The 13046-nt window shown below is 41.6% G+C and carries 9 protein-coding genes, 1 pseudogene and 1 CRISPR repeat array (1 of these 11 running past the window's edge); of the genes and pseudogenes, 2 read left to right on the forward strand and 8 right to left on the reverse strand.

From position 1 onward, the window contains the following. Positions 1 to 452: a CRISPR direct-repeat array (repeat unit 33 nt; unit sequence ATTTCAATCCACACCCTACGCGTGAGTGACTTC) (it extends 320 nt beyond the left edge of the window). Between the two features lie 148 nt (positions 453 to 600). Genes AC4OGX_RS00755 through cas6 form a run of 7 tightly spaced genes read right to left on the reverse strand, consistent with a single transcriptional unit; the run spans position 601 to position 10394 of the window. Beyond that, positions 601 to 2700 (reverse strand): TIGR03986 family type III CRISPR-associated RAMP protein, encoded by a 2100-nt coding sequence (locus tag AC4OGX_RS00755; RefSeq protein WP_493327881.1) that lies wholly within the window; start codon positions 2698 to 2700, stop codon positions 601 to 603. Beyond that, positions 2693 to 3361 carry a type III-D CRISPR-associated protein Csx19 gene (gene csx19, locus AC4OGX_RS00760; RefSeq protein WP_493327882.1) on the reverse strand — a complete coding sequence of 223 codons (669 nt, stop codon included), beginning with the start codon at positions 3359 to 3361 and terminating at the stop codon, positions 2693 to 2695. The genes AC4OGX_RS00755 and csx19 overlap by 8 nt, the downstream gene beginning before the upstream one ends. Next, positions 3342 to 4754: an RAMP superfamily CRISPR-associated protein gene (locus tag AC4OGX_RS00765; RefSeq protein WP_493327883.1), complete on the reverse strand. Its 1413-nt coding sequence runs from the start codon at positions 4752 to 4754 to the stop codon at positions 3342 to 3344. The genes csx19 and AC4OGX_RS00765 overlap by 20 nt, the downstream gene beginning before the upstream one ends. 7 nt (positions 4755 to 4761) lie before the next feature. Continuing rightward, on the reverse strand, positions 4762 to 6924 hold the full coding sequence (locus AC4OGX_RS00770; RefSeq protein ID WP_493327884.1) for an RAMP superfamily CRISPR-associated protein: 2163 nt from the start codon (positions 6922 to 6924) through the stop codon (positions 4762 to 4764). Further along, positions 6899 to 8512: a Cas10/Cmr2 second palm domain-containing protein gene (locus AC4OGX_RS00775; protein WP_493327885.1), complete on the reverse strand. Its 1614-nt coding sequence runs from the start codon at positions 8510 to 8512 to the stop codon at positions 6899 to 6901. Before AC4OGX_RS00775 ends, AC4OGX_RS00770 begins: the two co-directional genes overlap by 26 nt. Then, the gene (locus AC4OGX_RS00780) at positions 8493 to 9470 is read right to left on the reverse strand and encodes a DUF6602 domain-containing protein (RefSeq protein ID WP_493327886.1); all 978 of its coding nucleotides are present in this window, start codon (positions 9468 to 9470) and stop codon (positions 8493 to 8495) included. Before AC4OGX_RS00780 ends, AC4OGX_RS00775 begins: the two co-directional genes overlap by 20 nt. 15 nt (positions 9471 to 9485) lie before the next feature. Beyond that, positions 9486 to 10394 (reverse strand): CRISPR system precrRNA processing endoribonuclease RAMP protein Cas6, encoded by a 909-nt coding sequence (gene cas6, locus AC4OGX_RS00785; RefSeq protein WP_493327887.1) that lies wholly within the window; start codon positions 10392 to 10394, stop codon positions 9486 to 9488. A 180-nt stretch (positions 10395 to 10574) separates the two neighbouring features. Here cas6 and AC4OGX_RS00790 point away from each other — a divergent pair, with 180 nt between their 5' ends. Both AC4OGX_RS00790 and AC4OGX_RS00795 read left to right on the forward strand, forming a co-directional pair. Then, a complete protein-coding gene (locus tag AC4OGX_RS00790; RefSeq protein WP_493327888.1) occupies positions 10575 to 10853 on the forward strand; it encodes a type II toxin-antitoxin system RelB/DinJ family antitoxin in 279 nt (92 codons plus the stop codon). Then, positions 10850 to 11138: pseudogene (locus tag AC4OGX_RS00795) on the forward strand (type II toxin-antitoxin system YafQ family toxin). Before AC4OGX_RS00790 ends, AC4OGX_RS00795 begins: the two are co-directional and overlap by 4 nt. Positions 11139 to 11181: 43 nt before the next feature. On the opposite strand, the gene AC4OGX_RS00800 reads toward AC4OGX_RS00795, so the two are convergent. Beyond that, a complete protein-coding gene (locus AC4OGX_RS00800) occupies positions 11182 to 12708 on the reverse strand; it encodes an AAA-like domain-containing protein (protein WP_493327889.1) in 1527 nt (508 codons plus the stop codon). Positions 12709 to 13046: the final 338 nt, after the last annotated feature.

Raw genomic sequence — 13046 nt, forward strand, 5'->3', positions numbered from 1 at the left:
ACGGAATTGAGATTGCATTTCAATCCACACCCTACGCGTGAGTGACTTCTTATTATAAATCATCTCATGGTAGATTACAAGAATTTCAATCCACACCCTACGCGTGAGTGACTTCGATCCGAAAAATATTTGTTGGTCTTGCTAACAGAATTTCAATCCACACCCTACGCGTGAGTGACTTCGTTTGAGAATCAAAGTTCTTATGACGATGCGGCAATTTCAATCCACACCCTACGCGTGAGTGACTTCATATGGGTTCATCCTGATATAGAAGATACTTATGAATTTCAATCCACACCCTACGCGTGAGTGACTTCCTGCTAATCCAGTAATATTTGCAAACTTTGCAATTATTTCAATCCACACCCTACGCGTGAGTGACTTCCTGAAACCGGAGGCAGATGCAGAAGAAATCAATAATTTCAATCCACACCCTACGCGTGAGTGACTTCAGCAAATCTGCACAAGTTTTCCTTCTAAATTTCCACCATTTTTATAAATTCTATCCTTTTTTCCTCTTTAATGCAACCAAAATCCCTAATGTTTTTCAATTTATCCCCCCTTTCCGGACATTTTCCAGGTGCGAATCCCCCAGTAATTTTATGTTCGCTTCACATTCGCACCAAACTTTTTCGTCTTATCTTCCTTTTCCTTTTCTACAAGTCTGTATAATGCTTTCTCCTTTTTCAGCTTTTCATCCGCATCCTCCTGAACGGTAGGCAGAACCTTAGAAAAATTGTGCCTAAAGTTATCTATGCTTGTATCCCCTAGAGAATTTAACTGATCCCGTTTCGTCTTGTTTAGCCTGAACCATTGGTGAGAAGCATTTCCATTAACCTTCCCTGCATCTGACTCATCCTCTCCCTGCGGATAACATACATTCTCAGGCTTCTTCTCCCAATTAGCCATGATTTTCAGTTCTTCTGGAATTTCCTCAATGGAGAAGTCTGACACTCCAAAGAATTCGCCATAGCTTTCTTCGCCATGCTCTCCTATTGAAATGATCTCCCATTTTCCCGTCTCTTCATCAATATTCCTTATGCACAGACTCTCAACGTTAATCTGCACACTCCCGAATCCCAATGGTTTTCCTCTTCCAATCTTATGGGCGCAATTTGGATCACCAAAGTCAAGCGACCATTTTAACTGCTCTAATTGCCTTTTATTCAGTTGTTCAAAATATACCCTGAACCGGAATGTTGATCGCATACCAGACTTGTCACTTGGTTTTAGAGGGCGTATTCTTTGCTGCATCGCACTGACCCGATTTTCTTCAAATTTCTTTAAATCTACAGCACTGTGCCAGTAATATTTGCGTCCCCGCAGTCTGGGCTGGTTTTGATTTAGATTGATTCTATCATCCCTGTTTCTGGCTCCTTTTTGACACTTATAATCATACGTCCAATATCCCTGCTTTTTTCTTTTCTCATTTTCCTCATAAGGGGAGATCGTGTAGAACTCTACTGCACTTGGACGAGGCTCACCCATCTCCGGTAAAACGATAGGTTTTTCAAACAGAGAACTACTGTTTCTTACGGGATGAATCAACGTAGCATCTGTGATTCTAACCTTGGAACCATAAGCATATGTTCCTGACTTCTCTGTCTTATCCAGCATCCCAAATATCTGACAGGCTGGACATAAATTTTCATCACTGCAGGGCTGATATCCCCCATTGTTTTTTAGCAGATTTTCTATTTTCTTACGGAATGACTCTCTTCCTATACAAGCAGGCCACAGATAAATATGTCCATTATCATCCATAGAATAATATACGAAATTCCATGCTCCATCCGTCTTTAACTCGAAATCTTTGTACCAATCTCTCTCTTTTTCTTTTCCATTCTTTTTTTCATTTCTATATTCAGTCCATACTTTTTTAAATAACTCAATATCCTCCACTAGAACTGGTATCGGATCATTCTTTTTATCATTATCAGTTTCAAAAAAAATCGATTCATATTTCTTATCTTTTATGTATTCCCCCTTATGAAGATAACCTGTTTTAAAGCCTTTGGGGGGTGTCTGTTTTCCTAAATTTTTATCCAACTTATACTCTGTAACTTTGTAATTGTCATCCTTTTTGAAATATATCTTTTCTCCTTCTTCTAATTTATCAAAGTCATCTCTTTTCAACAAAATCCCACTGTCATTTGTTTCTTCAACAGGTTGTTCCACACGCATTCTTACTTTACTACACTTTTTCAAATACCAGGCCTTCTGCTCCTTATCCCAGTATAAAACCCCCGGGTTCTTAATCTCCGCACATCTTCTTGATAAATCTCTATTCCCATCCACTGTTGACATGCATCCATTAAAAGCCGCCTCATATACGCTTCTTATTGCTCCCCTAAGTTCACTGCCCGGAATCACTGGTGCAGATGGAGGTAATGGCATTTTGTCCTGATAAGGCTCTTCATTCGAATAGTCTTCATATGAGAAAAAATCATATCCTGCATACTTTTTCCCGGTTTTCTCTCCTTCTTCTGCCTCCTCTTTTTGAAGAAGTCTTACTGACGAGGATGTATTTGGTATAAACAGTGGTGTCAGCAGTTTCATGCTGCATTCAAAATATCCGGTATAGCAGTCATTCTCATCTATTTCCGGTTTCTCTCTTTGGCACTTTTCTCCCAAAGGTATGAAATTATAGGGATTTACAAATCGTGCCTCAAAATCTTCGTGTACATATATTTTACCCAATTTGATCACCCTCCTTATCGTCATCGCTATCCCAACGGCAAAAATCTACCATACGGATATCAGTCTGATATACCAGTTCCTTATCATCAGCCTTAGGGATGCGCATAAACTTCCTCACGCGGATAGCTGCCTTTTGCTGTCGTTCCATCTCCACTGGTATCCATATACATGTGCCTCTTTCAGATCTTAACTGGCTCCAGCATGTGGAACCTACGGTTTGGTTATGTTTGACCTCACCCCAGATCTTCTGATACTCATCTACATCATACTCGTCAACATTGTACTCCTGCTGCCTTTTTGACAGAGTTTTTGAATCGCTTTTTGAAGTTATTTCCGCATCATTCAGACAGCCCCGGTATCTTCGGACCCACTGTCCTTCCAGCGGAACCAGCCGTAATTCCCCGGTTCTGTTAAAAATACGGAGCTCCTGAATATATTCCCATTCCAGCGGGACCAGATCTACAGTATTGTCCGGATGAATCATAAAACTGCCGTTTTCATAGATCCCGAAAACAACCGCATAATCCAGAACTGCATAAAGCCATACCTTATCGGTAAACTTATCTGTAAATAATTTCTTTACGCAGTCTTCTATCTCCTGTACGGAACCGCACTTTTTCGCTTCATAATATTCGGTTAACTTATCTTTCTGCCGTTCCATTTTTCTCCCCCTTACACCACATAGCTGCTGCCCTCATGTACTCTTCTTTTTTCTTCTCATCCAGGGTATTTCCGTCTAACTGGATATCAGGCATCTTCCCGTCCGCTCCGCAGAAAATTCCCCGGCCGATCGCTGTTTCCCCGCCGATCGGCAAAATACCGTACAACAGATCCATAACTGCCCATAAGAGCAGTCCGCAGATTGCGTCGTGGTCTCTGTTTTCTTTTTTCCATCGAATACGCAGCAAAGCGCTGCCGCCCGCCCATGGGGTCTCTTCAAAAAGTGCGCCTTCTACAGTTCCTCCTGTAAAACGGTCAATTGCATTTCTCGTCATCGTTAATCCATGTCCCCCATCAATCTTCATTTCCTCAAATATGATTTTTGACGGCAGTAAATCCTCCTCATGATTCTGCTTAGTAACCCATGTTCCGAAAAAAGGTTCCAGTTTCTTCTGTGCCGCCTCCCAGCTATTCAGATGAGCAATCCTGTTCACACTTTTTGCGATCTGACTGCGGAAAGCCCCGGCCAGACTGGTTCCAGGGATCACCGCCTGCTCTCCTTCACCATTTGCCGTCAGCTGGCCATAATCCGGAAGGCTGTCCTTTTTCGTAAATGCAGTACTGTAGGATCTCACCAAAAGTGTATACGGAATATGAAGCGGAACCTCAAGGACATGTTCCGTTCTTGCATGTTCATCTGCAGCATTGATCAATTCTACGCTTTCTGCTTCTGCAAAGGCATCTGTATCATCCCAGTGCCAGTCCAGCCATTTCCGATACTCTTTCGCATCTTCCATATAAAACTTTTTGATTCTCGCACTTTCAATGTCCAGCTTTCCGTATCCTCTGTTTGCTTTTCCGCCTATCCGAAGTTCTCCCGTTTGAAATCCCTGAAACCACCGCCTGATCCGAAGCATATCCAAGTTCCAGGCTTCCTCAATGGTACACCCCTCTGCCAGACACTCCTGACGCTGTATGATTTCAATACGCATCCGAAAATCAGCATCCCGTTCAACGATCTGCATCTCATATTTGGAGTGTTGTTCCGGTGTTTTATTCTCACCAAGCTTTACGCCGTCACGGATACCTGCATTGGCATTTTCTAAAATAGTATCATAGCAGAAGACCCGGCTCTGCCTATCGCTCTGCGTGCCATGTTTCCGTTCTTCCTGCATGCCAAAGAGTCTGCTCAATTCCTTCTCTGATTCGAATTCTCTGCTATAATCAAGCAGCACACCTGCCAGTGAACTCCCGGGAATCATAGGAAATCCTCTCTCATCCAGGATCACATCTGCATCTGTTTCCTCCTGCTCGCCTGAGCTGATCGACAAAGGAGATGCGAGGTGACCCTTTAATTCCACACACAGACGTCCACATATTTTATTACATTTCATGCTATTGTTATTCATCCCTGTCTCTAAGCCTCGCTTTCCACTTTGCATTCTCTAAGTAAAGCCTCATGAATTCGTAAGTTTTTCCCTTACAGGGTTCCAGGAATTTTGAAATTCTTGCTTTCTTTTGCTCATTATGTATCTGTTTCACTTCATCACATATCTTTTCATAGAAGTTGTCCTCACCGGCATAGCTTCTCAATAGCTGAGACAGCATTGCAATCGCAGAAGACGGTGGAAGATCAGCCACATTCATGAATTTCATTTCCTCCAGAGCTACGTTTTTAGATTTCCACTGTTTCTCCTGGAAATCTAAAATCTCAAAAAGCAGCTTCCCGGAATCAACTTTTATTTCTTCTATGGAATCTTCCTTCCCGCTCTCTGTGCGGTTCTTCTCACAGTTCTTACTTTCCTGATCCTTGACAATCTCTCCATGCTCTTTTGCAGCAAAAGGCCTTGCCGCCGCCTGCCCACAGCCTCGTCCTGTTAATTCACCCCATCTATGTGCTTCTATTTCATAATCGCAGACATCGCGGTCAGTTTCCAAAATAAAGGTGCTGCCTGTTTCCAGCGCCGGACACGATACCAACGGCATCCTCCATCTGCCGTTATAGCCGCTGTGCGTTGTATACCCTCCTGCTGCCATCTTAAGTTCCTTCACTTCACATCCCAATTTCGTCTCCAATTGCTGCTTTAGTATTTCTTTATCCGGAATGTATTCCCCTGTATCTGCATTCCGGCAGACCAACGGAGACAGAAACCAAAGCATCCATTTCTTTCCACAACGTGCTGTCTCCGGCTTTTGCACTTTTACAGACACATCTGCGATCCTGACGGTACAATTTCCATATTCTGCCGTCTTTGATCTGCCAAGCTTCATCCGGTAACTATTTTCACGAAGACATTCCAACAATAAACTCAGATCCTTTGCTGTTCCAATCCATGTCCCCGCATAGGTCTGCCCTTTGGACAGTGCTTTATATTGAAAAAACTGTCCTGTAGGAACACTGGTATCTTCTGCCCGGTCATTCAGGGCATGTGCGATCCCCCGATTGATGGGACGGGAATGATGAAAATGAATCTCTCTTTGGGCGGATATCGTATGCAGCTTATTCCCTTCCCAATATACCTGTCCCTTAATCTCTTTCTTTCGTTCATCCTCCATGCCTTCTGCGATCTGGAACCACTGTCCTTTCTTCTCCTTCTTTTCAGCAATCGCTTTTGGACAGGGATGATAGATCTTATCTTCCTTTTTCAGGAAGCCATATCCAAACTGTACGCCGTCATGTAAGAAAATCCGGCGAAAGTTCTCATCTTTATGTGCATTATTCTTCAATGAATTTTTCCTGATGTACATTCCAGCCAGTGCTCCTAAAACCGGATCTCCTGGCAGACAGTCATCTTCTCCGTCTATTGCAATCGGTGAATCCAAAGTAATCTCATAAGACAGCACCGTTTCCTGTGCCTGCCCATAATTTTTTTCTATCTCGCCAAGCAGTTCTTCACATTTTTTTGTACGGTCATCTATCTTAGCAGAATCTTCTGATGGTGCGTGCTCCAATGTACACCGTACTTCTCCAAAACCTCGGGTAATCCCTATCCCCATATGGCGAAGGCCTTTTACGCAGTCTAATAATACCGCTTCTCCCTTTTCACTCAATTCGCCCTCTATACAGACCGCAAATTCGATCCCTTTTGGAACCACCTGCATCGTCCGAAGGGAATGCTTCTTCGCTGTTTTGGTGTCCGCATCTATAGCAGTTCGGGTGCGCTGCCTTGTAAAAAAATCTTCCAAATACGCCTGTTCCGTCTCCGTGCACTTCTTCACTTCTGTCTGAAAAAGTTCATAATCTTCAATCTTTTTGGACTCGTCTGTATGTTCCCCAAATAAGAACTTCGGAACAGAGTATACATGAGCATCCGTGAGACTGATCCCTTCCCCCTGCTGTGCGCCTGTTTTTCCAAAAACATGTTCCAGCTCATCCGGCTCAATGATCCCATTATCCCGCATTTCTCTGCCAGCTTCCAGAAGGCAGCCTTTAATCCTTTTTGCAGGAATATAAGGAACCCCGTCTTCTGTTGCCGTCACCATATTGACTATCCCCGGCGTGTCCTCCCCGGTAGCTGTACAGAAGTCACTCTCTAACTTAATCCTCAGAATCCATCTTTTCATCGCTCTGTTTCTCCTGTATCTCTAAAAAATCTGCCAACAGTTTCATCTCACACAAGCCCCGGATCTCTAAGGCATCATATAATGGCGATTTCTCCCAATATTTCACCTGTGTCAACTCATCTATATGATACCCCCGGGACGAAAATTCTCTTTCTAAAAACTCCATCTGCCTATCCCCTTTGAGCATTGCACGGTATATCTTGTGAAGCCTGTTTGACGGCCATCTTTCCATTTTCTTCACGATCTCGTATAAATGGACAAGAGAATCCGGCCGTTTCCCTGCCATATCTATCGCATATGGTCTCACCTGCCACTCCTCATGTCTCTTGGTTCCTCCCACTTCACTGCCTTTTAAGATCCGAAAATCCAGGAAACAATCTTCCTGATTTCCGTTTTCCTTACCCTTGTACCACTTCTTCTTTGCATCTGAACAGGAATCCTCTGCGATACAATAGGCTTCATAAAACGGAAAATGACTGTGCACAAAGGCAATACCGGCACATGCTGAGATTTTTTTCTGCTTTCCCTCCTGCCCCTTGATTAATTCCTTCAAAAATCCGGTTGCAAGGGGGATTGCCAGATCAGCCGTGCACAGGAATGTAAAATCATCTCCATCCAGAACGATCGGCCGCATTGGTAATATCGTTCCATCCTCACTGCTTCTCAAAAGTTCAGAATGACTGCATAGTACTTTGAGCATATTTTTATATGTTTTCTGAAAAACAGCAGATATCTCCTTCGAATTTTCTCTTAACAAAGGAACTGCTTTTTCATATTCATCTTGTTCGTGCTGGATATCCTGAATCTGCTTTCCCATTCCGTTTCCATCAATATGAACCACCGCAATATAACTGTTACCTCCCGGTTCTCTGCATAAGTCATCCATGTCTACCGGGTAATCATAAGTAACAGCCGCCTCGATATCAGGATATAATTTCCCGATTCTCTTACTCCTGACTTCCTGATAAGCCATCCACTTTTGATACTGCATCTTTGTCATATCTTCTATTACAGGAGGTATCACCGTATCCCCGTCGCGTTCCTCATCCTTATGGACATAACGGTGCGTGATCGGCTGATGGGTGGAATTGTCCTGCTCTACGACCGGAAACGGGGAGTAGACTGGCTGCCGGATCATATCTGCTTTATTCTCTGACAGTCTCTTATCTAACCTTTTCACATCATTTTGAAAACTTTTCAGATCTGTATCTATGTATGCCGCTGCCAGGTATAATCCCTGACAGTTTTGTGCCACCCTTTCAGCCAGAAGCTGTGAAACCTTCTGAAAAGTATCTATATCACGAAACAGCACCATGGCATTTCCGCCGCCGATATAGATGATTTCAGCCATGATGCTCTGATTCTCTGTGATTCTTAAGTTCTCTTCCTCTTTCCAATCAATGACATTTGTATGTTGTGGTAACACTGCCTCCCGAACCGCCTCAGGCAGATATTCTTCCAGAATTTTTGTTACCTGGTACGATGCACCGACATTTTCTTTCAATCGGTTGGTTGCAAAGATATATCGCTGTATTCCACTGATATCATACTTTGCCAAGAAATAACCTTTACTTTTGCTGTTCATCATTCTTACCATCCTTTGCTTCTTTTAAAATATCAGAAAAACGCTTTGCATATGCGTGATGCGGGAAGAGCATCGGATTGTTCAAAATCATAAGAAGCTGATTGAGCTGGAAAATGAGTGAGAGAAGAACATTTTCTTCCTCTATCTTTTCTTCGTTGAGTTGTGTTACCTTCAGCTCTTGAAGAATGTGTGGACGCAGATCTCCTGCGTTATACTTATCTATGCCTTTCCTTTTCTCAATTTCCGCTGAAATGTCCTGATTGATTTTCTCATTCCCAGATCCTTTATACTCCGAAACATGATTAAGAGAATTATTCCAATCCTCCAAGGAAGCTACCTCTTTTGTTATATACTTACATAGCTTCTTTTCCGTATCGCTAACTGACAGCACAATATCGAAATCCTCCTTTAGTTTAGCAATCAATATCTTACTTAATTCAATAGGTTCTATTGCGCATAAAATCATAATAGGCCGTGTTGCCGTCTGAGTCGCCTTTCCAATTCTGGGGCCTTCATTATCACACACATATGATGCTATACGTGCTACTGAATCCAAAGATGTGAACAAGTTTTCGATTGACTCTCTCCACTCTGATACATTATCATAATCTACACTGTGGCTTTTACACTGCACCACAGCTGCAACGGCTTCGATAGGAATGAATTTTATCTCCCCATAATTAAATATGTATGGCGTATACATTTCATCAAAAATCACCAAATCGACTTCCTTTGATTTATTTCCGTATGAATCAATGATGAAAACGCCCTGTTCAATACAATATTTTTTCGGTACGATCATTTCAAACAATGACTTCCAAACATTTTCTCTATAAGAACCTGCCGTTGGATAATGATTATCAACCTTTAGAAGTATCTGATTCACAATAGATTGCTCAATTTTCCTGTAATTCTCCCCAAGCATTTTTATTAATTTTTCATATGTTACCGTCTCTGACATTCTTACTTCCTCCCTTTACCGATCATAAGTAATCTCATAATGCCCAAATCCGATTGTTGCTCCTTTTCCCAGCCTCAGATATTTTCCGACCTCCAGTATTGGCACAAATGGTGACAAATCCCCCTCGTACAGGACCCAGCCTGTTTTGGAGGGAAGGTCCAGCCGGCTGCCCTTCTGGCTCATGGAATATCTGGAAAAGGGGATCTCCCTCCAATATTCACTTACAGTCCTGACCTTTTTTGCTTCCTCCAGCAAACCTTCTTCATCCCATTCCATCTGAAAATCCGTATAGGCCATCGTTAACAGTGAGATTCTTCGGATAAGAAACTGCATCAAAATGTCAAATGTCAGATTCTCGAACAGCTTGTCTCCCGATACGATTCTAAGTGGTGTATCAAAAAACAGATTGGCATACGAAGCATTTCTTTCCTTTATTTGCAGCGGTCTGGGTAAAAGATTGCGGATCCAGCTTCTCCCTCCTGCATAAATCATTTTCTCAGAGTCCGGTTCTATCACTTGAATCAGGCGGAAAGAAAGTCGCGCTGCTCCCCATCCTTTTTGCTCAGCTGCCTGCAGTGCATCCAGATATATCCCCGCCTGTTCTGCTGCCTTTCCAAACAACATAAGATCGAATACACATACATCGCCTTTTTTCCAATTCTCCCGGCCTTCACCGTGGACATATAATGTATATGGATTTACTGCCCCGGCTTCTCCTCCGGTATTGCTGAAACATTGTACATATAGACAGGAATTCCTTTTTTCACATCGGAAACATTTTTCACTCGGATACTCACAACAGAAATCACGCATACAGTGCCCTAATATCCCTCTTATTGTAGACCCCAGATATGAGGGCAGTCTGCCTTCCTCCTGACATTCATATGTTGCACGCAATGTAATAATCTTAAAAAAATCGAACATAGTCCCTCCTGTTTTACTACACGTTTATTTACATTATATACCATATTTTTCTATCAGTATAGCATTCTCTGACAGAAGAAACTGAACTGTATTTGGTGTGGTTGAAGACGAGAAGAAATTTGTTGTTTTTTCGTGCAATAAATATATACTATAAATACCAGTAAGAAGGGAGATGATTGTATGGCTGGCTCTACCACAAACATTAGCATCCGCATGGATTCAGACCTGAAATCACAGGCCGATGCCCTGTTCGGAGAACTCGGCATGAATCTGTCTACGGCGTTCAATATTTTTGTTCGTCAGTCACTTCGTGAGGGCAGAATTCCTTTTGAGATTTCTCTGAATCTGCCCAACAAGGAAACCATTGCCGCCATGTTGGAAGCAGAAAGGATTGCAAAAGACCCGTCCGTAAAAGGTTATACCGATCTGGATGAGTTGTTTACAGACTTGAAGACATGAAAAAAACAAAGTACACTATCAAGCCATCACACAGTTCAAAAAAGACTATAAACTGGCAATGAAGCGTGGGCTGAAAATTCATCTGCTAGAAGATATAATCGCCGCCCTTGCAATGGTGAACCACTTCCTGAAAAGAACAAAGACCACGCTCTCACTGGAAATTGGTCAGGACACCGTGAATGTCATATCCTCCCTGATTGGCTGCTGGTCTACCGCATCGAGGAGGATGTACTAGTACTGACACTGGCTCGCACCGGAACTCACAGCGATTTGTTTGGAAAATGAAAAACACAGGGCGGCTGTGACGCATATGCATCACAGCCGCCTGCTATACAACTACTTCCAGGAGAGTCCGGTTACCTACTTCTATTTCTTTTATCTCTGATTTCTTATTTTTATTAAAATTAAAGCTAAGCAGGTATCCTTGATTTAGATGATAATAATCCAGATACTCTGCCAGTTGTTTTTCGCCCCTTTTATTATATTCCTCTCCACGCCAGATCTTTAATTCAACAACATACTGTTTACCTAGATAGTCGATTACAATGTCAGTCCTGGTCTGATCTCTGGTCTGTGCCTCAATATAATAATTACCAGTTCCATTAATGATGGGCTTTAAATATAGCAAAAATAGTCTTCTTCCACTCTCTTCTATAAATTTTTCTGTACAATCGCCATAAATATCATGAAAGTGCTGCATGAACTTTTTCATTACAAGTTCCATATCCAGCATTCCATTTTTAATAAACTGATTCTTTTCCCTTTCGCCCAACTGATAAGTGACATTTCCCGTCATTTCCTCTGATAAAAACAGGTTATACAGTCTTGTCTCAAAAATCCTGTTTGAGACAACTGCCTGCCCTTCCTGCTCTTTAAGAAAACCAAACATGGTTCCCATGTCAATAGCAAAATTATCCGGGTTATATGGAAAGGTTTCGCCCCGAAAAAGAATTGCATATAACATGTCCCTTAATTCCGGATAATCTGTAATTTTCTTTCTCATATCATCGAATAATGTATTTTGCTCTTTTAAAAGCATTTTTACTGCATCAGACACGCCTTGTCTTGACCAATCCGCAACCATTTCCTGACTGCCCTCTTCATCAATCAATTTGCAGATTTTTGATACCAAATATGGATATCCTGATGTATATCCATAGATTTCCTCGGCTGCTTCTTGAACAGGTACACTAATATTTTTCTCTTCTGCGTATTCCATCAACATCCCTGCTATATCTTTGATCGTAAAGCTCATGTTTACACGAAAATCAGCAGCAATGTTCCACGGACTATTATATTGATGTTCACTGTTTTCTCGTATCCGCTGTTTCAAATTTTTTATATTGTATACCCCTGCCAATATTACGGATTGAAATGTGGGGCGTGTATTTCTTTTTAAATACTTACTTCTCAGCATCCCCAAAAAATCCAAGAACACTTTATGATTACTGGCTTGATCTACCTCATCAATTATTAATACAATCTTCTTATCTGCTTTTCTGCAAAGATCAGATATTAGATTAGAAAGACTGAGCATATCATCAATCTCACCCTTTTTTACGGTTTCCAATATCATACTTTTAACAGGTTCTTCTAAAGAGGGGACTTCCTCATAACGTACAGTATCATATAAAAGTTCACAGACAGTTTTACAAAATGCAGTTTCTGTTCCAAACGCTGATTCTCCCAGTCCTTCAAAACTTATAAAGAATACAATATATTCACTTGAAAGATGCTTTACCAGTAAATTTAATGTAGTAGTCTTTCCATATTGCCTGGCCCTGTTAATCACAAAATAATTTTTTTCATCAACCAGCTTCTGTATTTCTGCTAATCTGTCTTCTATATTAACCATATAATGTTCTTCCGGATAGCAGATCCCATTGATATTAAAATATTTGCTCAATACATTCACCATACTTTCTATTATATTGTCACTTAAAAAACTAAAAGATAGATAGGCAGTAGCTCAGGTACACATATCCCTTAGTCTCGTATATACGAGCTTTGCCCATATTCTCTTTCTTAATCTACATGTAAGTTGCTTCTATAAAATTAGCACTATACACGTAAATGCTTTTTATGGCTCCTCTGCTGTTGATGCATTTTCGTATGTAATCTCAATCCACACTCTGCGCATAAGTAATTTTTCATACTAAAGTAACAGCGGATAAACCGTTAGATGCTTTCCCA

It is taken from the genome of Faecalicatena sp. (assembly GCF_058819085.1).

What these genes read in the sequence shown, in the direction of transcription:
- AC4OGX_RS00770 (WP_493327884.1), bottom strand. Translation starts at nt 6,924, where the DNA reads ATGAAAAGATGGATTCTGAGGATTAAGTTAGAGAGTGACTTCTGTACA.
- cas6 (WP_493327887.1), bottom strand. Translation starts at nt 10,394, where the DNA reads ATGTTCGATTTTTTTAAGATTATTACATTGCGTGCAACATATGAATGT.
- AC4OGX_RS00800 (WP_493327889.1), bottom strand. Translation starts at nt 12,708, where the DNA reads ATGGTTAATATAGAAGACAGATTAGCAGAAATACAGAAGCTGGTTGAT.
- csx19 (WP_493327882.1), bottom strand. Translation starts at nt 3,361, where the DNA reads ATGGAACGGCAGAAAGATAAGTTAACCGAATATTATGAAGCGAAAAAG.
- AC4OGX_RS00790 (WP_493327888.1), top strand. Translation starts at nt 10,575, where the DNA reads ATGGCTGGCTCTACCACAAACATTAGCATCCGCATGGATTCAGACCTG.
- AC4OGX_RS00780 (WP_493327886.1), bottom strand. Translation starts at nt 9,470, where the DNA reads ATGTCAGAGACGGTAACATATGAAAAATTAATAAAAATGCTTGGGGAG.
- AC4OGX_RS00765 (WP_493327883.1), bottom strand. Translation starts at nt 4,754, where the DNA reads ATGAAATGTAATAAAATATGTGGACGTCTGTGTGTGGAATTAAAGGGT.
- AC4OGX_RS00775 (WP_493327885.1), bottom strand. Translation starts at nt 8,512, where the DNA reads ATGATGAACAGCAAAAGTAAAGGTTATTTCTTGGCAAAGTATGATATC.